We start from the raw sequence: 23,947 nt of genomic DNA, 5'->3' as shown, positions 1-23,947 counted from the left end.
GGGCCCTGGGCGGGTACGGGGTGACGTGCGGTTGTACGGGGTGGTACGGGTCAGGCGGTGACATGGACGGTGGTCAGGTCCAGGAACCACGATTGCGGCTGGACCAGGCCGCGCACGGAGGGGGCGAGCGCCCGGGGGTTGCGGTCGTTGACGACGAAGAGCCAGGGCGCGTCCCGGGTGACCTGGGTCAGGGCCTCGCGGTAGGCGCGCTGGCGTACGGCCCGGTCGGGCGAGGCGGCGGCGGAGGCGAGCAGGGCGTCGACGCGGGCGTTGCCGTAGCCGCCGGTCCAGAAGGTGCTGTCGCTGCCGATGAAGAGCGGCAGCAGCGCCTCGGACTGGAAGAGGGTGGTGGACTGGGCGATGGCGTCGGAGCCGCGGGCCACCTCGCCCCGGGCCTCGGCGGCGATCAGCGTCGACCAGTCGGTGGTGCGGATCTCCACCTCGATGCCGACGGCGGCGAGGTCGCGCTGGAGCGCTTCGGCGATGGGCACCGGGAGCAGATTGCCCGAGCCCGCGGTGGGGACGGTGACCGAGGCGCGGAAGCCGTCCTTCCGGCCCGCCTCGGCGAGGAGTCGGCGGGCCTTGGCGGGGTCGTAGCCGTAGCGGTCGCCGGCCTTGTCGTAGGCGAGGGTGGAGCGGGGCGCGGCCTGGTAGGCGGGGTCGGCGGTGCCGTGGAGCAGCTTCTCGGCGATGGCCTCGCGGTTGATGGCGTAGTTGGCGGCGCGGCGGACCCGGGGGTCCTTCCACGGTCCGCTTTCGGTGTCGAGGATCCAGTACCAGAGGTGGTCGTAGTGGTTGGTGAGGATCCGGGCCCCGTCGGCCTTGAGGGCGGCGAGGTCGTCGGGGTGGGGGTACTCGATCCAGTTGACGGAGCCGGAGCGCAGGGCGGCGGTACGGGCGGCGGCGTCCGGGAGGGCCTTGACGATCAGCCGCTCCAGCCGGGGGGCGCCGCGCCAGTGGCGCCGGTAGGGGGTGAGCTGGATCTCCTCGCCGGGCCGCTGGGAGGCGAAGGAGAACGGCCCGGTGCCGACGGGCCGGCGGGTGAGTCCGGTGGTTCCGGCGGAGCGTACGGCGGAGGGGCTGGCGATCAGTACATGGGCGAGGTCGTCCGGGAAGTGGCCGTTGGGCTTCTTGGTGACCAGTTCGACGCGGTGGGTGCCGCGGGCGCGCCAGGAGGCGATGCTGCCCGCGTACTCCTGGGCGGCGGCGCCGAGGGCGTCGGTGTGGTGGGGGCTCTTCTTGTCGAGGTAGCGGTCGAGGTTGAAGACGACCGCCTGGGCGTCGAAGGGGGTGCCGTCGTGGAAGGTGACGCCCTTGCGGAGCTGGAAGGTCCAGGTGCGGCGGTCGGGGGCGACCTTCCAGGAGGTGGCGAGGGCGCCGGTGATCTCGGGGGCGGCGTCGGTGCGGGAGAGGTCGTAGCGGGTGAGGCCCTCGTACAGCTGAAAACTGACCAGCCGCTTCCCCTCGAATCCGGCGCCGCCGAGGAGGGTGTCGGTGTTGGGGAGCTTCCCGGTCGAGCCGATGACGAGGGTGCCGCCCTTGCCGCTCGCGGGCCGGGTCCCGGGGTCGGTGGCGCAGCCGGGGGCGGTGAGCAGCAGTGCGGCTGCGGCGACGAGCGCGGCGGCCCGGCGGCGCGGGAGGGCGCGCCGGGGCCGGTGGCCGGGTGCGGTGGGGTGCTCGGGGCGGTGCGTCATGGGTGTCCTCTGGGTGCGCGGGGCGCGGGGTGGGTCAGATGGTGGGAAGCGGTACGGGGGTGTTCCCCGGGGTTTTCAGGGCCTTCGGGTGCTCTGGGGTTTCCGGTGTCCCCAGTGCCTCCGGGGCCTCCAGTGCCTCCGGGTCTTCTGGGTCACCAGGGACAGGGGAACGGTCCGGGTCCCCGGCGGCCAGCAGGGCGCGGGTGTACGGATGTCGGGGGGTCTCCCAGATCCGGTCGGCGGGGCCGTGTTCGACGATCCGGCCGTCGCGGAGGACGACGACCCGGTGGGCCAGCCGCCGGACCACCGCCAGATCGTGGGAGATGAGGAGATAGGCGAGGCCCTGGCTCTCCTGGAGGGAGCCGAGCAGGTCGAGGAGGCGGGCCTGGACCCGGGGGTCCAGCGCCGAGGTGGGTTCGTCGCAGATCAGCAGGGCGGGGCCGGTGGCGAGGGCGCGGGCGAGGGCGACCCGCTGGAGCTGTCCGCCGGACAGCTCGCGCGGGCGGCGGGTGGCGAGCGCGGGGTCGAGTCCGGCGAGCCGCAGCAGTCGCGCGGTCTCCTCGGGGCGGTCCCGGCGGGGAACCCCCCGGGCGCGCAGGGCGAAGGAGACGGCGTGGCCGCAGGGGAGCGCCGGGTTGAGGGAGCCGTAGGGGTGCTGGGGCACGTACTGGAGGCGGGCGCGGGCGGGGCGGGCGCGGCGGCCCCGCCACCGGTAGGGGTCCTCACCGTCGAAGCGGACCGTGCCCCGGGTGGGCGGGATCAGTCCGAGGGCGATCCGGGCGAGGGTGGACTTGCCGGAGCCGGACTCGCCGACCAGGCCGACGGTCTCGGCGGGGCGGACCTCCAGCCGGATGTCGCGCAGGGCGGTCCGGGCGGGGGCGGAGCCGGTGCCGGGGTACTCCTGGGTGACATCGGTGAGGGCGAGCAGGGGGCGCTCGTCCCCGGCGGGAAGGGGTGCGGTCATGGGCTCGCTCCCGGTACGGGGACGGGGGGTTACGGTCGGCTCGGTCAGCGGAGTCAGCGGAGTCAGGGCGGTCATCGGCCGGCTCCGGGTGCGGCGGACGCCTTCCGCCGGACCGCGCCGGGTGCGGCGGCGGCCACGAGTTCGGCGGTGTAGGGGTGGCCGGGGTCGCGCAGGACATCGGCGGTGTCGCCGGTCTCCACGATCCGGCCCGCCCGCAGGACGGCGACCCGGCCGCCGATGCGCCGGGCGGCGGTCAGATCGTGGGTGATGAAGAGCAGGGCGAGGCCGGTCCCGGTGCGCAGGGCGGTGAAGAGGTCGAGGATCCGGGCGCGCAGCAGGGGGTCGAGGGCGGTGGTGGGTTCGTCGGCGACGAGCAGCGCGGGCCCGCAGCAGACGGCGAGGGCGATGGCGGCACGCTGCCGCTGTCCGCCGGAGAGTTCATGGGGCCGGCTGCGGGCGACGCGTTCGGGGTCGGTGATCTGGGCGCGGGCCAGCAGGGCGGGGACGGCGTCGCGGGCGGCGCGCCGTCCGGGGGCCGCGCCATGGCGCAGCAGGACCTCGGTGAGCTGGGGGCCGATACGGCGGAGCGGGTCGAGGGAGCCGGTGGGGTCCTGGGGGACATAGCCGATGCGGCGGCCCCGGATGCGGGAGAGGCTCCGTTCGTCCTGTCCGAGGAGTTCGGTGCCGTCGGCGCGGACGCTGCCGGTGACGGTGGCCCCGGGGGCGGTGAGCCCGAGGACGGTACGGGCGACGGTGGTCTTGCCGCTGCCGGACTCGCCGACGAGGGTGAAGGCGGCTCCGGGGTCGATCCGCAGGGAGACTCCGTCGACGGCGGGGGGCGCTCCGGCGGGGCCGGCGTGCTGGACGGTGAGGCCGGTGATCTCCAGCGCGGGCGGGCCGCCGGGCCCGGTTCCGGCCGTGGACGCGGGGGTGGTCCGGGGAAGGGGGCGGGCGGTCATCGGACGGTCTCCGGGGCCGGGGTGGCGTGGTCCCCGGTGCGGCGCCGCAGCGCGTCCCCGAGGGTGTTGAAGACCACCGACACGAACAGGACGGTGAGCGCGGGCAGCACCGCGACCTCGGGGTGGGTGAGGAGGACGGGCCGGAGTTCGTCCAGCATGGCGCCCCATTCGGCGGCCGGGGGCGGGGTGCCGAGGCCGAGGAAGGAGAGGCCGGCGGCGTAGACCACGGAGAGTCCGATGAGGGACGAGCAGTGGACCAGGACGACCGGGGCGATCACCGGGGCGACCTGGAAGAGGAGGACGGCGGTACGGGAGGCTCCGCTGACCCGGGCGGCCTCCAGGTATTCGGCGGTACGGATGCGGCGCACCTCGGTGAGGACGACCCGGGCGACGGCGGGGGTGAGGACGAGGGAGAGGGCGATGACGGTGGTGGTCAGTCCGGGCTCCAGCACGGTGGCGACGGTGAGGGCGAGCAGCACGCCGGGGAAGGCGTAGAGCACATCGAGGGTGCGGAGCACGGCGTGTTCGGTGAGGCGTCCGCCGAGTCCGGCGACGGCGCCCAGGGCGGTGCCCACGAGGGCGGCGACGGCGACCGGGACGATCCCGCCGAGGAGCGAGGGGCGGGCGCCCGCGATCAGCCGGGCGACCATGTCCCGGCCCTGGCTGTCGGTGCCGAGCGGGTGTCCCGGGCTGCCGGGGTCCAGCAGCCGGTCGTCGAGGGTGCCGGCGGTGGGGTCGGGCAGCGGCAGCCAGGGTCCGACGAGCGCGATCAGGCAGAGCAGTACGGCCAGCGCGGCGGGCACGAGGCCGCCACGGGAGCGCCTTGCGGTGGTGTTGCCGGGGGCTTCTCCGGGGGCCTTTTCGGGGGCTTTTCCGGGGTCGGGGAGCGCCGCCGGGGCGGTGGAGGGCTTCACCGGGCGCTCCTGATCCTCGGGTCGATCAGGGCGTGGGCCGTGTCGACGGCGAGGTTGATGCCGACGAAGGCGACGGCGATGAGCAGCACCCCGCCCTGGACGAGGGCGAGATCCCGGGCGGCCAGCGCGTCGTACAGCAGCCGTCCCAGTCCGGGCCAGGAGAAGAGGGTCTCCACGAAGACGACTCCCTCCAGCAGATAGGCGAGTTGGAGTCCGCCGATGGTGAGCAGGGCGGGAGACGCGTTGTGGAGCGAGTGCCGCAGTACGGCGGTACGGCTCAGTCCGCGGGCGCGCAGTCCGTCGGCGAGGTCCGAGGTGTGGACGGTGGCGAGCGCGGCGCCGAAGACCCGGGCGGTGAGGCCGAGCGGGACCAGGGCGGCGGCGACGGCGGGCAGCACGAGATGGGCGAGCCGGTCCCCGGTGCCGCCGGGGCCGAGCACATTGTGGGTGCCGCCCGCCGGGAACCAGCGCAGCTCGACCGCGAAGACGGCGATCAGCAACAGGGCGACGGAGTACTGCGGCGCGGAGACGGCGAGGGTGGAGAGGCCGCCCGCGAACCTGCCCCGCAGACCGGTGGGGCGCAGCGCGGCGACGGTGCCGAGGAGCACTCCGCCGATGACGACCAGGGTGAACGCGGCGGCGGCCAGCAGCAGGGTCTGTCCCGCCGCGGGCAGCAGGAGTTCGGCGACGGGCCGCTGGGCGGAGACGGAGAAGCCGAGGTCGAGACGGAGGAGATGGCCGAGCCAGCGGGCGTACCGGACGGGGGCGGGCTCGCCGAGGCCGAGCCGTTCGGTGAGTTCCGACCGCGCCGCGGGCGGGGCGCCGGGGCCGAGGAAGGCGGTGACCGGGTCGCCGGGGACCAGGGTGGCGGCGAGGAAGACGACCAGCGTGACCCCGAGCACGGTGGGCACCGCGAGCAGCAGCCGGCGGAGCAGATAGCGCGTCATGCGCCGGGCCTGCACGGGGCCGCGCCGGGGCGGGCGGCGGTGGGCGGGCTCGGGGGGCGGGGCATGGTCGGGTTCCTTCCATGGAACGGGAGGGGGTGGTCCGGGAGGCGCGGGGCCGTGGGGGCCGGGCGGTGCCTCGGCGTCGCGGTGCGCGGTGGGCCCCGGCGCGGGAACGGCCGGTGCTCCGGTGCCACGGGGAGCCGCCGGGGGCGGTCCAGCGGCACGGAACCTTTCCCGGCGGGCCGGTCCGGGCGGTGAGTCGAAGGATGGGGTACGGCGCCCGGCCGGAGCCAGGCAGGCGTTCCTGGGGGATACTTCCGGTCATAGGATCCGCACGGCCGGGTAGCACGTCGGGGCGGACAGTTGTACGGCGACCGGCGTTGACCGTCCCCTGAAGCCCTCACTAAGCTGGGCTTATGGCTCTTTGGCGAAGAACCGACTTCACACTGGTCGGTATCTGTGGCTCGTGGCACCGCAGGTGCTTCGACGAGACCTGTCCCGCCATCGCCGGGCGCTGACCTCCACCGGCTGACCTTCACCATCGGACAGCAGCGCCTTCTCCTCCTTTCCTGCCGGGCCTGTCCCCTCCCCCAGAACGCCCAGGTCACGACGGCCTGATGGCAGGTCAGGGATACGCGGAGGAGTCCGGTGTCACCATCGTGTCCGAGGGGAACCACGCGATGCCGTACCGCTTCCGAGAACCCGTCTCCGGGACCGCCGCCGTCCCGCTGCCGCTGCCCCGTCCGCCGGCCGGGACAGCGAGCGGAAATCCGTCGTGCGGCTTGATCGATCCGGCCGGGGACGCCCGCGCCCTGCACAGTGAGATAGACAATCCGCTGGATCTGATAGCCGGTCATCAGCTGCTCGCCGACGAGCGGCAGCCGGGGCCGGCCGGCCGCTACCGTCTGCCCGCCCCGGTGGGGTGCGTCTGCGGTCATCCGCTCTGCCCGGACGCGGGGCCCCGGGCCGTGTCCACCACCCGGGTCCTGCTGGTGGAGCGGCATCCGGTGGCCCGTGCGGGGCTGCGCGGGGTGCTCGCTCCGGTGCCGGGGATCAGTGTGGTGGGCAGCTCCGGCGACCCGGACCGGGCGATGGAGGCGGTACGGCGGGTCCGGCCGGATGTGGTGCTGCTCGGCGGGCGGGCGCCGCTGGCGGACGATCTCGCCTCGGTGGTACGGCTGCGGGGGCCGCAGGGGCACGCGGGAGCGCGGGTCCTGCTGCTGCGGCGGGCCGAGAGCACCACGGAGGCCAGCCGGATGCTGCTCGCCGGGGCGAGTGGCTGCTTTCCGCTCGATCTGCCGGAGGACCACATCATCGGCGCGGTATCGCTGGCGGCGGGCGGGGGCACCGTCTTCCTGCCCGCGCCGCCGCCCGCGCCGGTGCACGCGGCCAGCCTGGCGGGGCAGGCGGCGGAGCCACCGCCGCAGCACTGCGGGCTGACGGAGCGGGAGCGGGAGGTGCTGGCGCAGCTGGCGCGGGGGCTGAGCAATGCGGAGATCGGGCGGGAGCTGGCGCTGGCCGAGGCGACGGTGAAGAAACATCTGACGCAGGCGATGCGGAAGACGGGGCAGTCGGACCGCCTGCGGGCGGCGCTCTACGCCCACCGCCACGGCCTGGCGGGCTGACCCGACCCCGCTCCCCGATCCAGCCTGCTCCGAACGGAAGACCCTGACCCCACCCCGGGCCCACCCGGGCCCGGGGCCTGCCCGCGCCGGGAGAGCCGTGCCGGACCGCACCCCGGCACGGCCCCGGCACGGCCCCGGGCGCCCGCACACCCGCCCGGGCGCTCCACGGCAGACACCCGGGCCCCGCACGCCCCGCACCTGGAGCGGGAGGACCCGGCGCCGGAGCCCGGGGCCCCCAACTCCCGCGCACACCACCGGCCGCCGCCCCTGGGTCGGCCCCATCCTCCGTCCCAGGACCACGTACCGCCCCGGGGCGGCAAGACCCGGCGCCGGGACCCGGGCCCCGCCAACGTGAGCCCGCACCACCCGCCACCGCACCCGGCTCCCGCACTCCGGCCCAGACCCGGGTCGCCCGCATCCGTCCGAACACCGCGCGCCCCGCCGCCCGGAGCGGGAAGACCCGGCGCCGGGACCCGGGGGCATCCCTTGCCGACCCGATCCCGCGCTCCGGCCCGGTGCCCGCAGCCGGAGGGGCCCGGCCCGGGTCCCGTGTCGCCCGCCCCCGTCCGGACAGCACCACACCACGGACCCGAACCCGGCGTGCCCCGGCCCCGGGCGGAAGAGCCCGTGCCCGGGCGCGACCCCCCGGGGACGACCCGGGCCGGCCCGATAGCGGCCCGGCCCTCGTGCGGGCGGCTCCACGCGGTGGACGCCCGCGTGGACGGCTGCCCTCCCCGGGAGGGCAGCGCCGGTCCCCACTCCCCCGGAGGTCATCGGCCCCGGCCGGAAAAGCGCAGCTCCGGGGCGGTTCCCGGGCGCGTCGCCCGGCGCCCGTGCGACGGAAGTCCGCCCCGCCCGGTGGAAGGGACCCGCGCAAACGGCACACACCCGTGGGCGGCCCCGCCCGTACCGATGTCCGTCAGCGGCCGGGGTCCACAATCCCGACCGCTCGGGCGGCCGGGCACTCCGGGCAAGGGCTCAGGACCGGCCCCGAGGGCCCAGGTGTCGTACCCCGTCCGAGGCTCCCGTACCGGCACGGGTCCGGGCCGTCGCCCGGCGGACCGCCATCGACCGGGGCGGTCGACCTCCCTCGGCCACGGTCCGCGGGCGCCGTCCCCGGCGGGCGCGCTCGGCTCCCGCACCACGCACCGGCCGTGCCACCGAGGCCCGACACCGACACGGCGGATGCGCAGGCCCCGTACACCCCGGGGAACGCACCGCGCCCGGGGCGACCTTCGGAGCATCCGGGGTGGGCTGATGGTCTCCGCCACCGACTCCGTTCGTGGCTTCTGGGGCGCGGGACCCGCCTCCTAGCGTGGACGACGGGACCGGGGGGCCGCCCGTTCCCGCATCCGCCGCACCCTCACGCGCACCAGGAGACCCCATGAACGAACCGCCCGAAGGAGGGTCCTCCCGCTCCGCGCCGGAGAGCGGGTCCAGACCCGGCCCCGGGTCCGGGCCCGGGCCCGCCGCACCGCCGCCGGAGCCCCGGAAACCGCCCGCCGCACCCGGCGTCCGCACCTCGCTGCTGGCTCCTCCCGGCGCCCCCGGGCCCGGGTCCCCGCAGCCGGAGGAGCCGTCCCGGAACGTCTACCGCGCCATGCCGGACACCGAGCGCTCCGCGCTCTGGCGCCGGCGGCTGCACGAGGCCGAGGCGGGCCTCACCGCCCTCCTCGGCTCCGTCGGCGACGAGGAGCACCTCATCGAGTGGTTCGCGCTCCAGGCCGAACTCTTCGCCGATCTGCCCGATCCCCGCTCCGCCCCCGCGAGCGAGTGGCAGCGCCTCTTCTTCCGGGGCCAGGCCCTGATGGAACGTTTCCTCATAGCCCGCTTCGGTGAGTCCGTCCTCGCCGACTGGGCCCGGTCCAACGCGGAGGTGCACCGCCGGGTCGAGCCCGACCACGGCCGGGGCGCCGCCGACCCCGTCCACCGCATCGCCCGCCAGGCCGAACTCTACGGCTCGGAGTACGAGTTCGACGGCACCGCCGCCCCCACCGGCCCCGTGCGCCACGCCGCGCTCACCATCACCCACTGCGCCATCTGGGACTACCGGGAGCAGGCCCGCCGTGCCGGGGTCCGGCTCACCCTCGCCTCCCCCTGCACCTACTGCACCGAGGCGATCGGCTCCAATATCCGCGCCAAGGGCTATCTCCCCGTCCACCAGCTGCGCACCGGCCCCACCGGCCACGGCTGCCGCTGGGAGGCCACCGCCCCCGACACACCCGAGGAGTCCTGATGTGCGGAGTCACCGGCTGGACCGACTGGGCGCCGGACGGCCCCGACGACCGGCACCGGGAGGCGACCCTGCGGGCGATGACCGCGACCCTGGCCTGCCGGGGTCCGGACGACTCGGGCATCTGGCTCTCCCGGCACGCCGCCCTGGGCCACCGCCGACTCGCCGTCATCGCCCCCGACAGCGGCGCCCAGCCCCTCGCCGACACCCCGGACACCGCCGGCACCGGGCCGCGCGCGGTCCTCTCGTACAACGGGGAGCTGTACAACCACCCCGAGCTGCGCCGGGAGCTGACCGCCCTGGGCCATGTCTTCCGTACCCGCTCCGACACCGAGGTGGTGCTCCGGGCCCACCTCCAGTGGGGCGCCGACGCACCGGGCCGGCTCAACGGCATCTTCGCCTACGCCCTGTGGGACACCGCGCGCCAGGAACTGTCGCTGGTACGGGACCGGCTCGGCGTCAAACCGCTGTTCTGGCATCCGCACGCCACCGGGGTGCTCTTCGGTTCCGAGCCCAAGGCGGTCCTCGCCCACCCCCGCTTCCGGGCCGAACTCGACACCGAGGGGATCGCGGAGCTGTTCGCGCTGCCCGCCGCGCCCACACCGGGGCACGGGCTCTTCCGGGGGCTGTACGAGGTGCTGCCCGGCGAGATCGTCACGGTGACCCGGGGCGCCACCCGGACCACCCGCTACTGGTCCCCGGGGGCCCGGCCGCACACCGACGATCCGGCCACCACCCTGCGGACCGTACGGGAACTCCTCGCCGACACCGTGGAACGCCAGCTCATCGCCGATGTACCGCTCTGCTCCCTGCTCTCCGGAGGAGTGGACTCCAGCGCGATCACCGCCCTCGCCGCACTGGCCGCGGAACGCACCGGGCAGTCCAAGATCACCAGCTTCTCGGTGGACTTCCCCGGCAGCGCGGACCGGGCCCCCGACGCCTGGCGCACCGGGGCCGACGCCCCGTTCGTCCGGGCGGCGGCCGACCACATCGGCACCCTGCACACCTCGGTGGTGATCCCCGACGACGATCTGCTGGACGCCCGGGACGCCGTGCTGCGCGCCCGCGACCGGCCCGGCTGGGGCGAGATGGACGCCTCGCTGTATCTGCTCTTCCGGGAGGTGCGGCGCCGTTCGACGGTGGCGCTCTCCGGCGAGGCGGCCGACGAGATCTTCGGCGGCTACCCCTACTTCCACGACCCGGCGGCCCTGGCCTCCGGCACCTTCCCCTGGCTGCACGGCCGCACCACACCGGCGGCCCTGCTCCGGCCGGAGGTGGCCGCCGAGGTGCGGCCCGCCGAGTACACCGCCGAGCAGTACCGCCGCACCCTCGCCGGCGCCCCCCGGCTGGCGGGCGAGGACGACGGGGCGCGGCGGCTGCGCGAGGTCTTCCATCTGGCGCTCACCCGCTGGCTGCCACCGCTGCTGGAGCGGGTCGACCGGGTGAGCATGGCGGTCGGCCTGGAGGTCCGGGTCCCCTTCTGCGACCACCGCCTGGTGGAGTACGTGACCCAGGTGCCCTGGGCGCTGCGGACCCCGGGCGGCCGTCCCAAGGGACTGCTGCGGGACGCCGTCCGCGATCTGCTGCCGCCCCAGGTCACCGACCGGCCCAAGAGCGGCTATCCCTCGACACCCGCCGTCCGCTACGGCGAGGTGCTGGCCGCCCGCGCCCAGGAGCTGCTGGCCGACCGGCAGGCGCCCGTCTTCGAGCTGGTGGACCGGGAGCTGGTCCGCACCGCGCTCGCCGAGGGCCGCCCGCTGCCGAGCCCGCGCACCGCGCCCAATCCGGTCGGCGGTCTCGACCATCTCGTCCAGGTGGACGAGTGGCTGCGCGCCTACCGGGTGGGGCTGCGATGAGCGGGGCGACACCGCCCCCGGGGACCATCGCCGCCGCCCGGCCCCGGGGAGGTACGGCCGAGCGGCCCGGGGCGGACGCCTACCGGGAGGCCGCCCGCCGCTGGACCACCGGGGTCGGGGTGCTCACCACCCGGTCCGGCGAGGACGTCTACGCCAAGACCGTGTCCTCGCTCTGCACCCTCTCGCTCGACCCCCTGCTGATCAGTGTGGCCGTCGCCGCCCGCAGCCCGCTCGCCGTCGCGGCCCGCGCCAGCGGCCGGTACGCGGTATCGGTGCTCGGCGCCGGACAGGAGGCGCTCGCCCGGCGGTTCGCATCCCCCGGGGCCGGCCACGCCCTGGGGTTCTTCACCCACGCGCCGATGCGCGACGACACCGGGGCGCCGGTCCTGGAGGAGAGCCTCGCCTGGTTCGACTGCCGGCTGCACACCGTGCTCCCCGGCGGTGACCACGCCGTCCTCGTCGGACGGGTCATCGGCTCCGGCGGCGGCCCCGGCGACCCCCTGCTCTACCACGACGGCGGCTACCGCCGACTGCACCACCCGCCCATGACCCCGACAGGAGCCCGTGAATGACCCGACCGGAACCGCCCGCATCCCTGCTCGGTGAAGGGCTGCTCACCGGTGACCGCTACCGTGCCTCGCTCTCCGACGGACGCGAGCTGTACCTCGACGGCAAGCGGATCACCGACCCGGCGGACCACCCCGCCTTCCGGCCCGCCGTCGATGAGATCGCCCGGCTGCTGGACCTCCAGCACGACCCCGCCCACCGCTCCCTGCTCACCTGGAAGGACCCCGACAGCGGGCTGCGGCTCGCCCGGGGCTACCAGCCGCCGCGCACCCTGGAGGAGCTGCGGACCCAGCGCCGCAGCGCCGAGTTCTGGCACGCCCAGTCGCTGGGCCAGCACGGCCGCTCCCCCGCCTTCATGGCCTCCATCGCCGTCGGGGTGCATGACTTCCGCCACCGGCTGGAGCGGGCCAGGCCCGGCGCGGGGGCCAACGCGGAGGCCTGGTACCGCCATTGCGCCACCCATGACCTGGTGCTCTCGCACGCCCTGGGCGACCCGCAGATCGACCGGTCGGCCGACCCCGTGGACGACCCCGATCTCGCCCTGCGGGTGGTCGAGGAGAACGACCGGGGCGTGGTGGTGCGCGGCGCCAAACAGCTCACCACCCTGGCCCCGCTCGCCCATGAGGTGCTGGTCTATCTCTCCGCCTCCTTCACCCAGCGGCGCGGCGAACAGTTCGTGGTGTGGTTCGCGCTGCCGCTGAACACCCCCGGGCTGATCACCCTGTGCCGGGAGCCGCTCGGCGGCGAACCCTGGGGCCACTCCCATCCCATCGGCGCCCGCTTCGACGAGCAGGACGCCATGCTCTTCTTCGACGATGTGACCGTGCCCTGGGACCGCGTCTTCCTGCTGCGGGACGGGCTGCTCGCCCGGGAGGGGCTCGGCCGGATCAACGCGTGGAGCGCGTACATCGGGCATGTCCGCTACCGGGAGCGGCTGCGGGCGCTGCTGGCGACGGCCACCCTGGTCGCCGAGTCCATCGGGGTGGACGGCTTCCGCAATGTCCAGGAGGACCTGGGGCGGCTCGCGGGGTACGCGGAACTGACCGAACTGCTCCTTGACGCGGCCGAGGCGCGGGCCCGGGTCACCGACAGCGGGCTGCTGGCGCCCGGGGACACCGCCGCCGGACGGGTCTGGTCGGCGGAGGTCGCCGGGAGCGCCGTCGACATCGTGCGCCGGATCGGGGCGTCGGGGCTGCTGATGCAGCCCACCGAGAACGATCTGGCCCACCCCCGGCTCCGGCCCCATCTCGACCGCTATATGCGCGGCAAGGACATCGGGGCCGACCACAAGTCGCGGCTGTTCCGGCTCGCCTGGGAACTCACCGGGGACGCCTTCGGCCAGCGGCAGCACCTCTACGAGGAGGTCCACCGCGGCGACCTCACCCGTAACCGCATCAATCTCTACAAGCGCTACGACCAGCGGGAGGCGCGGGAACGGATCCAGTCCCTCATCGGCGCCCCCGCCACCGCCCCCGCGGAGCCCGGCACCGCGGCCCCCGCCCGTACCGAATCCGCTCCCGCCCCCGCTCCCGCTCAGGAGGACCGCCCGTGACCGGCAGTTCCGTTCAGGCCCCCGCCACCGAGGACCAGGCCCGTACCCTCGCCGGCTACGACCGTGCCAGCACCCTGCGGCAGGTCCTCGACCGCGACTGGGTGCTCGACGCGGTCGACGGGGAGCCCGCCGTCCTCTTCGATCTGGGCAGCGGCATCGGGCAGTTGCTCCAGGAGGCCCTGGCCCGTTTCCCCTCGCTGCGGCTGGCCGTGGGGCTGGAACGCTCCGAGCACCGGATCGCGGAGGCGGGCACCCGCCTCGCCGCCCACGGCCCCAGGGTCCGGCTGCTCCCGGCGGATCTCACCGACCCGCCCGCCGTGCCGGAGCGGGCCGATGTGATCACGATGACCTCGGTGCTGCACTGGCTCTACCCGGACGAGGAGCGGATCTTCGCCTGGATCGCCGACCGCCTCGCCCCCGGCGGGAGCTTTCTGCTGACGACGTACCACCCGGCCCGGGACGGCGACGGGCTCGGCGGGGAGGACGAGATCGTACGGGAGACGCTCACGGCGCTCGGCACCGCGCCGGAAGCGGTGCCGGAACTCTTCGCGAAGGGCGGGGTCCTGCCGATCGCGGTCCGCACCCGCACCCCCGGTGAGCTGGAAGAACTGCTGGGCCGTCACTTCCGGATCGAGTCCGGGGTCCAGCGCTCCGCCCGGGTCACGGTGGCGGACGCCGGCCAGTACGAGCACTTCCACGCGGCCACCTTCGGCGACTACTACGCCCGGCTGGTCGCCCCGGAGCGGCGGGCGGAGTTCTTCACCGCGGTGGGCGAGAGCGCCTGGCGGCGGCAGCGGGAACGGGGCCGGGTGAGTGAGATGCCGGTCCGCCTCTGGCGGCTGACCCCGCGCACGGGCGGCTGACGCGAGCCCCGCCGGCCGTGGCCGGCGGGGCGCTGTCCGTACCGCGGGGGCGGGACGCCGGGCTACGCTGGCCCGGCGTCCCGCCCCCGCCCCATGTCCGCTCCCCACCGGCCATCGAGGAGACGTGTCCGATGACCTCAACTCCCGCCCCCAGCACCGAGCTGGGCGCCTTTCTGCGGGCCCACCGCGAGCTGCTGAAACCCTCCGATGTGGGGCTGGTGGCGACCGCCCGCAGACGCACCCCGGGGCTGCGCCGGGAGGAGGTCGCCTCCCTCTCCGGCGTGGGTCTGGCCTGGTACACCTGGCTGGAGCAGGGCCGGGTGACCGCCTCCCGGCAGGTGCTGGCGGCGGTGAGCAGGGCACTGCGGCTGGACGCCGCGGGCCAGCGCCACGCCATGCGGCTGGCGGGGTACCACGACCCCGCGACGGGACCCGGCGACGGTGACGGCGGCACCCTGGCCGCCGCGGTCCGCCCGGTGCTGGACTCCTGGCCCGCGAGCCCGGCGGCGCTGCTCGACCGTCATTTCGACCTGGTCTGCTGGAACGCCGCCTGGAGCGCGCTCTGGGGCAACCCCGCCTCGGTCCCGGCCGACCGGCGCAATCTGATGTGGCTGATGGTGGCCGACCGGCGGCTGCGGACGGTGCTCCACGACTGGGAGCCGCTGGCGATGAATGTCTTCCAGCACTTCCGCGCCCAGGCCGGACGGGCCCTCACCGATCCCCGGACCAGTGAGGTGTACGGGCATCTGGACCGGGACGCGCCGGAGTTCCGCCACTGGTGGGGATGCCATTCGGTGGCGGAACTGACGGCCCGTGCGGTGACGGTGGAACCGGCCGGTACGGGACGGGTGGAGCTGGCGCTGTCGTCGTTCCACCCGGTGGACGACCCCAGCGCGCTGGTGCTGCTCTTCACCCCGGTCGGGGAGGCGGACCGGGAGCGGATGACCGGGCTGGCCACCCGCCCGCTGCGGCCGGTACGGCGGGCGGGGGACCGGCGGGCGGGCTGACCCGGTCGGTCAGTGGTGTCAGCCGTGGTCGACGGGCCGGTCCGCCTGCGGTCCGTCGGCCACCTGTCGCCCACCGACGGGTTCACCGGCACGCTCATCGGCCGCCGGGCCGCCGGTCACCGGAGCGGCGGCAGCGGCCCGGCGGCCGCCCACCGTGACGGCGAGCGCGCCCACGGCCGCGAGCAGCGCGAAACCGGTACCGACGACCAGGGTGCCGGCGGCGACATCCGCGAAGAGCCCGATCGTCCAGGCGCCGACGCCGGTCCCCGCGTACATGGTGGAGGTCAGCCAGGCGCTGGAGGTGGCACGCAGTTCGGGGTCGACCGTGCCCGCGAGGGTCTGCTGATCGGTGACGAAGCCACCGCTCGCGACGAACCAGAGCACCACACCGGCGAGCGCGACCACCAGGGTGGGCCCGTACGCGGTGAGGGCGATGCCCGCCGCCATGATCGCCGCCCACAGCGGCAGCAGGGGGACCGATCCCGCCCCGGCACCCCGGGCCCGGGCACGGTCCCCGAGCCGTCCGCCGAGCAGGGAGCCGGCCACGCTGCCCACTCCCACCAGCACACCGACCAGGCCGAGTTCGGTGACCGAGAGCCCGAAGCGGTCGTCGAGCAGGGCGCCCAGGAAGGTATAGGCACCCAGGTTGGCGGTGTGGAAGACGGTGTTGACGATCAGGGCGCGGCGCAGCGCCGGATCGCCCCAGGCGGCGAGCACGGACCGGGCGGCGCCGGCGCGGGCGGGCGAGGGGCGGCTCGCGGGGATCTGACGGAGCAGCAGCGGCAGGGCGGCCCCGGTGGCGACGGCCATGGCGAGGAAGGCGGAGCGCCAGCCCGCCGCGTCGGCGAGGAGCGCGCCCAGCGGGACGCCGATGACCTGGCCGCAGGAGAAAAGGGCCATGCCGAGGCCGAGGGCCCGGCCGCGGACCGCGTCGGGGGCGGTCTCGGCGATATGGGCCCAGATCGCGGGTCCGGCCGCCGCGGCGGCGAGTCCGGCGACGGCGCGGGAGACCACGAGCAGGGTGAGCCCGGTGGAGACGGCGGCGATGGCGTTGGAGAGCAGGAAGAGCACGGCTCCGGCGATCAGCGTGCGGCGGCGGCCGAAGCGGTCGCTGAGCAGCCCGAGGAAGGGCGCGCACACGGCGTAGACCAGGACGTACGCGGTGACGCTGGAGGCGGCGGCGGCCTCGCTGACGTCGATGTCGTCGGCGATGGACGGCAGCAGCGGGGAGACCAGGAAGGTCTCGGTGCCGAAGAGGAAGAGCAGTGCGAAGACCCCGGCGTACCGCAGACGGTCGAAGGTCTCGGGTGCGGCGGGTTCCGGTGGAGCGGTCACGGGGGTTTCACTGCCTTTCGGGCATGGGTGAGGAGCCGCGGACCGATGGTGAGGGCGGGAGGGAGATGGCTCCGGGGCGGCTCCTGGGCTGGGTGGTCGCCATCCCGCGCGATGGGTCCATCGTGGGCGGGGCACCGGCCGGGAACCAGTCATCCGTTGATCCTGTGACCGGCGGTCACAGGCTCGGACCCGCCCCGCCGTCCCACCGGCCCCGGTCGGGCAGTCCGGCCCGGCCGCTCCGGGCTGCCTGCCCGGGGCCGCTGGGGGACAATGATCGCGGGGGACGGCGTCACGGGCGGCGGATCCCGCGGGCCGCCCCCGCGTGGAGGCGGCCCATGCATCACACCGACCCTCCGTTCTTCGCGGACCGGGACGAGGCCGGCCGGCGGCTGGCCGAGCGCCTCGCCGGTCTGCGGGAGCTGCGCCCGGTCGTGCTGGGGCTGCCCCGGGGCGGTGTCCCGGTCGCGGCCCGGGTGGCCGAGGCGCTGGGCGCCCCGCTGGACATCTGCCTGGTGCGCAAGCTGGGGGTGCCCTCCCGGCCCGAGCTGGGCATGGGCGCCATCGGTGAGGACGGGGTACGGGTCATCAACGACCCGGTGGTCCGGCGGGCCGGGGTCACCCGGGCCGAGGTGGCGGCGGTGGAGGAGCGGGAGCGGGCGGTCCTCGCCGGGCGCGCCGACCGCTACCGGGGCGAGCGGCCCCCCGAACCGCTGGCGGGCCGGACGGTGATCGTGGTGGACGACGGGGTGGCGACGGGGTCGACCGCGCGGGCCGCCTGCCGGATCGTCCGCGCCCGGGGCGCCGGGCGGGTGGTGCTCGCGGTGCCGGTCGCCCCGCCGGAGTGGACGGACCGGCTCGCGGGTGAGGCCGATGAGCTGATCGCGCTGGAGACCCCGGCGGAGTTCGCGGCGGTGGGCCAGTTCTACACGGACTTCACCCAGACCGGGGACGACGAGGTGGTCGCCGCGCTGCGCAGGGCGGCGGCCGGCGGCCCGGAGCGGGACCCGGGCGGCGGAGCGGTGCGGACGGAGGTGCTGATCCCCGCCGGGGCGGCGCGCCTCGCCGGGACCCTGGCGCTGCCTCCGGGCGCGTCCGGGGTGGTGCTCTTCGCCCATGGCACGGGCAGCGGCCGGTTCAGTCCGCGCAACCGGGCGGTGGCCGACGGGCTCAACCGGGCCGGTCTCGGCACCCTGCTGTTCGATCTGCTCTCCGAGGCGGAGGCGGCCGACCGGGCCCTGGTCTTCGACGTGGCGACGCTGGCCGACCGGCTGACGGAGGCCACCCGGTGGCTGCTCGCCCGGCCGGGCCTCGGTTCCCTGGCGGTCGGGTACTTCGGCGCCAGTACCGGGGCCGCCGCCGCGCTCCGGGCGGCGGCCGAGCCCGGCTCCCCCTGTGCCGCCGTGGTCTCCCGGGGCGGGCGGCCCGATCTCGCCGCCGATCGGCTGGCCGCCGTGCGGGCCCCCACGCTGCTGGTGGTCGGGGGCGCCGACCCCGAGGTGCTGGACCTCAACCGCCGGGCGCTGGCCCGGCTGGGCGGTGGGGGCCGGCTGCTGGTGGTCGAGGGTGCCGGTCATCTCTTCGCGGAGCCCGGCGCCCTGGAGCGGGTGGCCCGCGCGGCCGAGGAGTGGTTCACCGCCCGTCTCGCGCCCCGCTGACCGCCCGTCCCGCGCCCCGCTGACCGGCGGTCAGGTGCCCGGCGGCTCCCCCTCGGGCGCGTCGGAGGTGTCGGAGCCATCGGCAGTGCCGGAGGTCCCGGAGGTGGCGGTCTCCGTGCCGGGTTTCAGCGACACCGCCAGCTCACCGTCCCGTACCTCGGCGAGCACCGTGTCACCGGGGCTCAGCGTCCCGTCGAGCAGCATGGTGGAGAGCCGGTTGTCCAGCTCGCTCTGGATGGTGCGGCGCAGCGGGCGGGCCCCGAACTCCGGCTGGTAGCCGAGGTTGGCCAGCCGTTCCTTGGCCTCCTCGGTGATCTCGAAGCCGACGTGCTGGGCGTGGAGCCGGCGCCGGGTCCCCTCCAGCAGCAGGTCCACGATATGGATGAGGTCGGCCCGGGTGAGGGCGTGGAAGACGATGACCTCGTCCACCCGGTTGAGGAACTCCGGCCGGAAGTGCGCCCGCAGATCGCCCATCAGGTCGTCCCTGATCTCGTCCACCTCGCCGTGGTGGGCGAGGATGCGCTGGGAGCCGATATTGCTGGTCATGATGACGACGGTGTGGCGGAAGTCGACCGTCCGGCCCTGGGCGTCGGTGAGCCGTCCGTCGTCGAGGACCTGGAGCAGCAGGTTGAAGACATCGGGGTGGGCCTTCTCGACCTCGTCGAAGAGGACGACGCTGTACGGTTTGCGGCGCACCGCCTCGGTGAGCTGGCCGGCCTCCTCGTACCCGATGTATCCGGGGGGCGAGCCGACCAGCCGGGAGACGGTGTGCTTCTCCTGGAACTCGCTCATGTCGAAGCGGACCATGCGGTCGGCGTCGCCGAAGAGGAGTTCGGCGAGGGCCTTGGCGAGTTCGGTCTTGCCCACGCCGGTGGGGCCGAGGAAGAGGAAGCTGCCGGTGGGGCGGTCGGGGTCGCCCATCCCGGCCCGGCCCCGGCGGACCGCCTGGGAGACGGCGACCACGGCCTCGTCCTGGCCGATCACCCGCTCGTGGAGGGCGTCCTCCAGTTTCATCAGCCGGTGGCGCTCGGTCTCGGTGAGCTGGGAGACGGGGATGCCGGTACGGGCGGAGAGCACTTCGGCGATGTCCTCGGCGGTGACGCTCGCGCTCTGTTCCCGTTCCCCGCCGGAGCGGTCCAGCTCCTCCTCCAGGCCGGCGATCCGGTCCTTGAGTTCGGCGGCGCGCCCGTACTCCTCGGAGCCGACCGCCTGGTCCTTCTCCCGGCGCAGCCGGGTGAGCCGGTCCTCCAGGTCGACGGTTCCGGCGGGGGTGCCGACGCTCCGCAGGCCCACCCGGGCCCCGGCCTGGTCCATGAGGTCGATGGCCTTGTCGGGGAGGAAGCGGTCGCTGACATAGCGGTCGGAGAGGGCGGCGGCGGCGTCGAGCGCCTCGTCGGTGAAGCGGACCTGGTGGTGGGCCTCGTAGGAGTCGCGCAGTCCGCTGAGGATCTCGACGGTCTCCGCCACGGTGGGTTCGGGGACCATGACCGGCTGGAAGCGGCGTTCGAGGGCGGCGTCCTTCTCGATGTACCGGCGGTACTCGTCGATGGTGGTGGCGCCGACGACGCTGAGGTCGCCCCGGGCGAGCGCGGGTTTGAGGATGTTCCCGGCGTCCATGGCGCCCTCCCCGCCGCCGCCCGCGCCGACGACGGTGTGGAGTTCGTCGATGAAGAGGACGACGCTCTTCTCGGCGGCGGTGACCTCGTCGATGACCTTCTTGAGCCGTTCCTCGAACTCCCCCCGGTACTTGGAGCCGGCGACGAGCCCGGCGAGGTCGAGGGAGACCACCCGCCGGTCGCGCAGGGCCCGGGGGACCTCTCCGGCGACGATCCGCTGGGCGAGCCCCTCCACGATGGCGGTCTTGCCGACGCCGGGGTCGCCGATGAGGACGGGGTTGTTCTTGGTCCGCCGGGAGAGCACCTCGACGGTCTGTTCGATCTCCTGGGCGCGGCCGACGACGGGGTCGAGCCGGCCGGCGCGGGCCTCGTCGGTGAGGTCGCGGCCGTACTCGTCCAGGGTGGGTGTTTCGCCGCCGGCGGTGCGGTCGGGGGCGCCCGGCGCCGCGCCCCGGCCTCCCTGGCTCCGGGCTCCCGGGCCGGGGGCGGCGGGGCGCAGACCGCCCGCGGGTCCGGCGGCGGGGTCGTCGGCGAGGGCGGCGAGGATGTGTTCGGGCCCGATGTAGGAGGCGCCGACGGCCTGGGAGCGGGCATGAGCGGCGAGCAGGGCGCGTTTGGCGGCGGGGGTCAGCGCGGGCTCGCCGTCGCCGGTGCCGCCGGGCAGGCCGGGGCCGACCTGTTCGGCGAGCCGGTCGGGGTCGACCCCGGCCCGCTGGAGCGCCTGCCGGCCGGCCGGGACCCGGGTGGCGGCCCAGAGCAGATGGGGGGTGTCGAGGTCGGAACCGTCCTCGGCGGCGCGGGCCCCGGCGGTCGCCAGGAGTTCCTGGGCGGAGTCGCTGAGCAGCCGTCCGATGGGCACCCGCTGGACGGCGGGCGGCGATGCCGCCGGGCTCATGCCGAAGAAACGGTTGAAAAGATCAGAGAACGGGTCGCCGGACCCGAAGGGCGAAGTCGTCACCGCGATCATCCCTTCGGCGTGCGCGGCACGGCCGTACACCGCCCGCCACCCGCCGCTGTCGTTACCGTGCGTACCGGCACCATTCTTCTCCGGGGTCGTCCGGCCCGCGACCGGAGGCCCGGCCCCGGGGCACGGTCGGAAACGGTCCGGGCCGGGTCAGAGGTTCCACTGGTCGAGCAGCGCGTCCGTGAGGTCGGGCCCGCCGGGCGCGGGCGCCCCGTCCAGGGTCTGTTCGGTCCAGATCACCTTGCCCCGTGAGGTGTAGCGGGTGCCCCACCGTTCGGCGAGCTGGGCGACGAGGAAGAGCCCACGGCCGCCCTCGTCGGTGGTGGCGGCCCGGCGCAGATGGGGCGAGGTACTGCTGCCGTCGAAGACCTCGCAGATCAGCGAGGTGCTGTGGATGAGCCGTACGGTGATGGGCTGGGTGGCGTACCGGACGGCGTTGGTGATGAGTTCGCTGAGGATCAGCTCGCTGGTGAAGGAGATCTCCTCAAGACCCCAGCGCTGGAGGGTACGGGCGCACTCGGCGCGTACGGGCGCGACGGCGGCGGTGTCGGAGGGGACCCGCCAGCTGGCGATCCGGGAGGGGTCGAGCCGGCGGGTACGGGCCACCAGCAGGGCGACGTCGTCGCGGGGCTGGCTGCCGGGGAGGGCGGCGAGCACGGCACGGCAGGTCTCCTCGGGGTCCTGGCCGGCCGTTCCGGAGAGGGCGGTGCGCAGCAGCGCGATCCCGGTGTCGATGTCCCGCTCGCGGCTCTCGACCAGGCCGTCGGTGTAGAGGACCAGCCGGGCGCCCTCGGGCAGCCGCAGGGTCACGGTCTCGATGGGCAGTCCGCTGCCGGTGCCCAGCGGTGGCGAGACGGGTACGTCGGGGATCTCCACCCGGCCGTCGGGGTGGACCACGGCGGGCGGCGGGTGGCCCGCGCGGGCCAGCGCGCACTCCCCGGCGACCGGGTCGTAGATGGCGTACAGACAGGTGGCTCCGGTGACATCGGGACCGTCCTCGTCGGCGGTGTGCTCCTGGTCCATCCGGCCCACGAGTTCGTCGAGATGGCCGAGGATGTCGTCGGGCGGCAGATCGAGGGCGGAGAAGTTGTGGACCGCCGTGCGCAGCCGTCCCATGGTGGCGGCGGCGTGCAGTCCGTGGCCGACGACATCGCCGACGACCAGGGCGACCCGGGCCCCGGGCAGCGGGATGACGTCGAACCAGTCGCCGCTGACACCGGCCTGGGCGGGCAGATAGCGGTAGGCGACCTCCACGGCCTCCTGCACCGGCAGATAGCGCGGCATCAGGCTGTGCTGGAGGGTGACGGCCATGGTGTGCTCGCGGGTGTAGCGGCGGGCGTTGTCAAGGCAGACGGCGGCGCGCGCCACCACCTCGTCGGCGAGGGCCATGTCGTCGGCGTCGAAGGGTTCGGGCCGGTCGGAGCGCCAGAAGCTGGCGACGCCGAGCAGGACCCCGCGGGCCGTGAGCGGGGCGGTGATCAGGGAGTGGATGCCGTACGCGACGATCTGCCGGGCCCGGTCGGGTTCCTGGGCGCTCCAGCCGGGGGCGTGCCGCAGATCGGGTTCGAGTACGGTCGCGCCGGTGGCCAGGCCCCGGGCCTGGGGGGTGGAGGGGACCAGCCGGATCAGTTCGCCCTCCGGGTAGAGGGGTGCGCCCTCGCGGATGCCGACGACACAGACCCGGCGGACCTCCTGTTCGGTGCCGGGCAGTTCCTCGCCGCGCAGGACCGCCTCGACCAGGTCGACGGTGACGAAGTCGGCGAACCGGCCGACGGTGGTCTCGGCCAGTTCGCGGGCGGTGCGCGGTACTTCCAGGGTGGTCCCGATGCGGACGCCCGCGTCGTAGAGGACGTCGAGGCGCCGCTGGGCGGCGTCCGCGCGGTCGGCCTCGGCGAGGAGTTCGGTGGTGTCGCGGACGGTGGCGACCCGGCCGGCCGGTCCGGCGGGGCCCTTGGTGGGCCGCTGGCTCATGACGAGGGTGCGGTCCCGGGCGCTGTGGGGTTCGTCGGTCGCCTCCCGGCCGGAGGCCAGCAGGTCGGTGATGCCGGGCGGCAGGCCGAGGGCGGTCACCTCGCGGCCCTCGGCGTCCGGGGGGAGGTCCAGCAGCCGCCGGGCCTCGTCGTTGGCGAGCAGCAGCCGTCCGGCGGGGTCGACGATGAGGACGCCCTCCCGTACCGAGTGGAGGACCGCGTCATGGTGTTCGTACAACCGGGTGATCTCGGTGGGTCCGAGGCCATGGGTCTGGCGCAGCAGCCGCCGGCTGAGCAGGGCCGCGCCGCCGGTGGTGAGGAGGACCGCGCCGCCGGTCACCCCGAGGACGAGGGGCAGGCTCTCGGCGGCGGCGGAGTGGACGCTGGCGATGGTGACCCCGGCGCCGACCGCGCCGACGACCCGGCCGCTCCGGTCCTCGATGGGGACATAGGCGCGGACCTGGGGGCCGAGGCTGCCGCGCCACTCCTCCACCACGGTCCGCCCGGCGAGGATGGGGGCCATCCGGGTGGAGGTGTGCTTGCCGATCCGGTCGGGCAGGGGATGGGTGAGGCGGATGCCCCGGCGGTTCAGGAAGACGACGAAGTCGACATGGGCGCCCTTGCGGGCCTCCTCGGCGATGGGTTGCAGGACGGCGGTGGGGTCGGGCACCTGGAGGGCCGCCGCGTTCCCGGGGGCGACCGCCAGACCCTGGGCGAGGGCGAGGGAGCGGCTCCCGGCCTCCTGGACGGCCTCCTGCCGGGCCATGACCAGCAGCAGCGCGACGGCGCCCGCGGCGAGCAGCAGCACCACGGCGAGTTGCAGGACGAACAGCTGCCCCACCACGCTGCGCAGCCCCAGCAGGGCGCGTGCGCCCGTGCGCCGGTCGGTGGACGGCCGCCGTGGATCGCCCGACGGCCGTGCAGAGGAACCCTGGATTCCCGCCATGCGTCATTTCTACATGTACGAGGCTGTTCAGCGGGTTCGCCGGGCGTTCATGTCTTCCCGGACGGACCGGTACGGGCGCAGTCCGCCCCCGGACGGCGCCCTCGGACGCCCGCTCCGTACAGCCCGCTCCGTACAGCCGGTCCGGGCGCCACCTCCGGACGGCGTCCCCGGCGCCGACGGACGGCATCCCGGTACCCCCGGAGCCTCGGCGGCCCCAGGGGTACCGCCGTCGGGGCCGGTTCCGCCCATCACCGGGAAATGGCCCCGGGATGCCCCTCCC

Annotated in this window: 16 protein-coding genes; 8 read left to right on the top strand and 8 right to left on the bottom strand. The window is 75.3% G+C overall.

The window, feature by feature from the left end; genetic code table 11:
• Positions 1 to 50: 50 nt before the first annotated feature.
• The 5 genes from ABT354_RS17725 to ABT354_RS17705 form a co-directional block, all read right to left on the bottom strand.
• On the bottom strand, positions 51 to 1,694 hold the full coding sequence (locus tag ABT354_RS17725; RefSeq protein ID WP_351494623.1) for an ABC transporter substrate-binding protein: 1,644 nt from the start codon (positions 1,692 to 1,694) through the stop codon (positions 51 to 53).
• Positions 1,695 to 1,728: 34 nt separating this feature from the next.
• Positions 1,729 to 2,658, bottom strand: coding sequence for an ABC transporter ATP-binding protein (locus tag ABT354_RS17720; RefSeq protein ID WP_351494621.1), 930 nt, complete (start codon positions 2,656 to 2,658; stop codon positions 1,729 to 1,731).
• A gap of 71 nt (positions 2,659 to 2,729) precedes the next feature.
• Positions 2,730 to 3,617, bottom strand: a complete 888-nt coding sequence (locus tag ABT354_RS17715; RefSeq protein WP_351494619.1) for an ABC transporter ATP-binding protein — start codon at positions 3,615 to 3,617, stop codon at positions 2,730 to 2,732.
• The gene (locus ABT354_RS17710; RefSeq protein WP_351494617.1) at positions 3,614 to 4,531 is read right to left on the bottom strand and encodes an ABC transporter permease; all 918 of its coding nucleotides are present in this window, start codon (positions 4,529 to 4,531) and stop codon (positions 3,614 to 3,616) included. The genes ABT354_RS17715 and ABT354_RS17710 overlap by 4 nt, the downstream gene beginning before the upstream one ends.
• Positions 4,528 to 5,478, bottom strand: a complete 951-nt coding sequence (locus ABT354_RS17705) for an ABC transporter permease (protein ID WP_351494615.1) — start codon at positions 5,476 to 5,478, stop codon at positions 4,528 to 4,530. Before ABT354_RS17705 ends, ABT354_RS17710 begins: the two co-directional genes overlap by 4 nt.
• Before the next feature lie 617 nt (positions 5,479 to 6,095).
• On the opposite strand from ABT354_RS17705, the gene ABT354_RS17700 reads away from it, so the two are divergent.
• The 7 genes from ABT354_RS17700 to ABT354_RS17670 all read left to right on the top strand — a co-directional run bounded on the left by ABT354_RS17700 (position 6,096) and on the right by ABT354_RS17670 (position 15,181).
• Positions 6,096 to 7,103 carry a response regulator transcription factor gene (locus tag ABT354_RS17700; RefSeq protein ID WP_351494613.1) on the top strand — a complete coding sequence of 336 codons (1,008 nt, stop codon included), beginning with the start codon at positions 6,096 to 6,098 and terminating at the stop codon, positions 7,101 to 7,103.
• Between the two features lie 1,384 nt (positions 7,104 to 8,487).
• Positions 8,488 to 9,339 (top strand): hypothetical protein, encoded by an 852-nt coding sequence (locus tag ABT354_RS17695; RefSeq protein WP_351494611.1) that lies wholly within the window; start codon positions 8,488 to 8,490, stop codon positions 9,337 to 9,339.
• Positions 9,339 to 11,192, top strand: a complete 1,854-nt coding sequence (gene asnB, locus ABT354_RS17690; RefSeq protein ID WP_351494609.1) for an asparagine synthase (glutamine-hydrolyzing) — start codon at positions 9,339 to 9,341, stop codon at positions 11,190 to 11,192. Before ABT354_RS17695 ends, asnB begins: the two co-directional genes overlap by 1 nt.
• Entirely contained in the window at positions 11,189 to 11,764 is a 576-nt protein-coding gene (locus tag ABT354_RS17685) for a flavin reductase family protein (RefSeq protein ID WP_351494607.1), read from the top strand. The genes asnB and ABT354_RS17685 overlap by 4 nt, the downstream gene beginning before the upstream one ends.
• On the top strand, positions 11,761 to 13,311 hold the full coding sequence (locus ABT354_RS17680; RefSeq protein WP_351494605.1) for a 4-hydroxyphenylacetate 3-hydroxylase family protein: 1,551 nt from the start codon (positions 11,761 to 11,763) through the stop codon (positions 13,309 to 13,311). Before ABT354_RS17685 ends, ABT354_RS17680 begins: the two co-directional genes overlap by 4 nt.
• The gene (locus ABT354_RS17675) at positions 13,308 to 14,174 is read left to right on the top strand and encodes a class I SAM-dependent methyltransferase (RefSeq protein WP_351494603.1); all 867 of its coding nucleotides are present in this window, start codon (positions 13,308 to 13,310) and stop codon (positions 14,172 to 14,174) included. Before ABT354_RS17680 ends, ABT354_RS17675 begins: the two co-directional genes overlap by 4 nt.
• A 131-nt stretch (positions 14,175 to 14,305) precedes the next feature.
• Positions 14,306 to 15,181 (top strand): helix-turn-helix domain-containing protein, encoded by an 876-nt coding sequence (locus ABT354_RS17670; protein WP_351494601.1) that lies wholly within the window; start codon positions 14,306 to 14,308, stop codon positions 15,179 to 15,181.
• An 18-nt stretch (positions 15,182 to 15,199) separates the two neighbouring features.
• Here ABT354_RS17670 and ABT354_RS17665 read toward each other — a convergent pair whose 3' ends face one another.
• The gene (locus ABT354_RS17665) at positions 15,200 to 16,516 is read right to left on the bottom strand and encodes an MFS transporter (RefSeq protein ID WP_351494599.1); all 1,317 of its coding nucleotides are present in this window, start codon (positions 16,514 to 16,516) and stop codon (positions 15,200 to 15,202) included.
• A 335-nt stretch (positions 16,517 to 16,851) separates the two neighbouring features.
• On the opposite strand from ABT354_RS17665, the gene ABT354_RS17660 reads away from it, so the two are divergent.
• On the top strand, positions 16,852 to 18,171 hold the full coding sequence (locus tag ABT354_RS17660; protein WP_351494597.1) for a phosphoribosyltransferase family protein: 1,320 nt from the start codon (positions 16,852 to 16,854) through the stop codon (positions 18,169 to 18,171).
• 30 nt (positions 18,172 to 18,201) lie between these two features.
• Here ABT354_RS17660 and ABT354_RS17655 read toward each other — a convergent pair whose 3' ends face one another.
• Together ABT354_RS17655 and ABT354_RS17650 are read right to left on the bottom strand one after the other, a co-directional pair.
• Positions 18,202 to 20,745, bottom strand: coding sequence for an ATP-dependent Clp protease ATP-binding subunit (locus ABT354_RS17655; RefSeq protein ID WP_502983440.1), 2,544 nt, complete (start codon positions 20,743 to 20,745; stop codon positions 18,202 to 18,204).
• Between the two features lie 156 nt (positions 20,746 to 20,901).
• Positions 20,902 to 23,667, bottom strand: coding sequence for a SpoIIE family protein phosphatase (locus tag ABT354_RS17650; RefSeq protein WP_351494595.1), 2,766 nt, complete (start codon positions 23,665 to 23,667; stop codon positions 20,902 to 20,904).
• Positions 23,668 to 23,947 lie beyond the last annotated feature (280 nt).

This window comes from Streptomyces sp. NPDC000594 (assembly GCF_040299965.1).
GTDB lineage: Bacteria > Actinomycetota > Actinomycetes > Streptomycetales > Streptomycetaceae > Streptomyces.
The sequence above is the reverse complement of the archived record's forward strand: the minus strand, read 5'-3'. Positions and strand labels throughout refer to the sequence as shown.

What these genes read in the sequence shown, in the direction of transcription:
- ABT354_RS17715 (WP_351494619.1), bottom strand. Translation starts at nt 3,617, where the DNA reads ATGACCGCCCGCCCCCTTCCCCGGACCACCCCCGCGTCCACGGCCGGA.
- ABT354_RS17685 (WP_351494607.1), top strand. Translation starts at nt 11,189, where the DNA reads ATGAGCGGGGCGACACCGCCCCCGGGGACCATCGCCGCCGCCCGGCCC.
- ABT354_RS17660 (WP_351494597.1), top strand. Translation starts at nt 16,852, where the DNA reads ATGCATCACACCGACCCTCCGTTCTTCGCGGACCGGGACGAGGCCGGC.
- ABT354_RS17695 (WP_351494611.1), top strand. Translation starts at nt 8,488, where the DNA reads ATGAACGAACCGCCCGAAGGAGGGTCCTCCCGCTCCGCGCCGGAGAGC.
- ABT354_RS17725 (WP_351494623.1), bottom strand. Translation starts at nt 1,694, where the DNA reads ATGACGCACCGCCCCGAGCACCCCACCGCACCCGGCCACCGGCCCCGG.
- ABT354_RS17700 (WP_351494613.1), top strand. Translation starts at nt 6,096, where the DNA reads ATGGCAGGTCAGGGATACGCGGAGGAGTCCGGTGTCACCATCGTGTCC.
- ABT354_RS17705 (WP_351494615.1), bottom strand. Translation starts at nt 5,478, where the DNA reads ATGACGCGCTATCTGCTCCGCCGGCTGCTGCTCGCGGTGCCCACCGTG.
- asnB (WP_351494609.1), top strand. Translation starts at nt 9,339, where the DNA reads ATGTGCGGAGTCACCGGCTGGACCGACTGGGCGCCGGACGGCCCCGAC.
- ABT354_RS17720 (WP_351494621.1), bottom strand. Translation starts at nt 2,658, where the DNA reads ATGACCGCACCCCTTCCCGCCGGGGACGAGCGCCCCCTGCTCGCCCTC.
- ABT354_RS17670 (WP_351494601.1), top strand. Translation starts at nt 14,306, where the DNA reads ATGACCTCAACTCCCGCCCCCAGCACCGAGCTGGGCGCCTTTCTGCGG.
- ABT354_RS17680 (WP_351494605.1), top strand. Translation starts at nt 11,761, where the DNA reads ATGACCCGACCGGAACCGCCCGCATCCCTGCTCGGTGAAGGGCTGCTC.
- ABT354_RS17650 (WP_351494595.1), bottom strand. Translation starts at nt 23,667, where the DNA reads ATGGCGGGAATCCAGGGTTCCTCTGCACGGCCGTCGGGCGATCCACGG.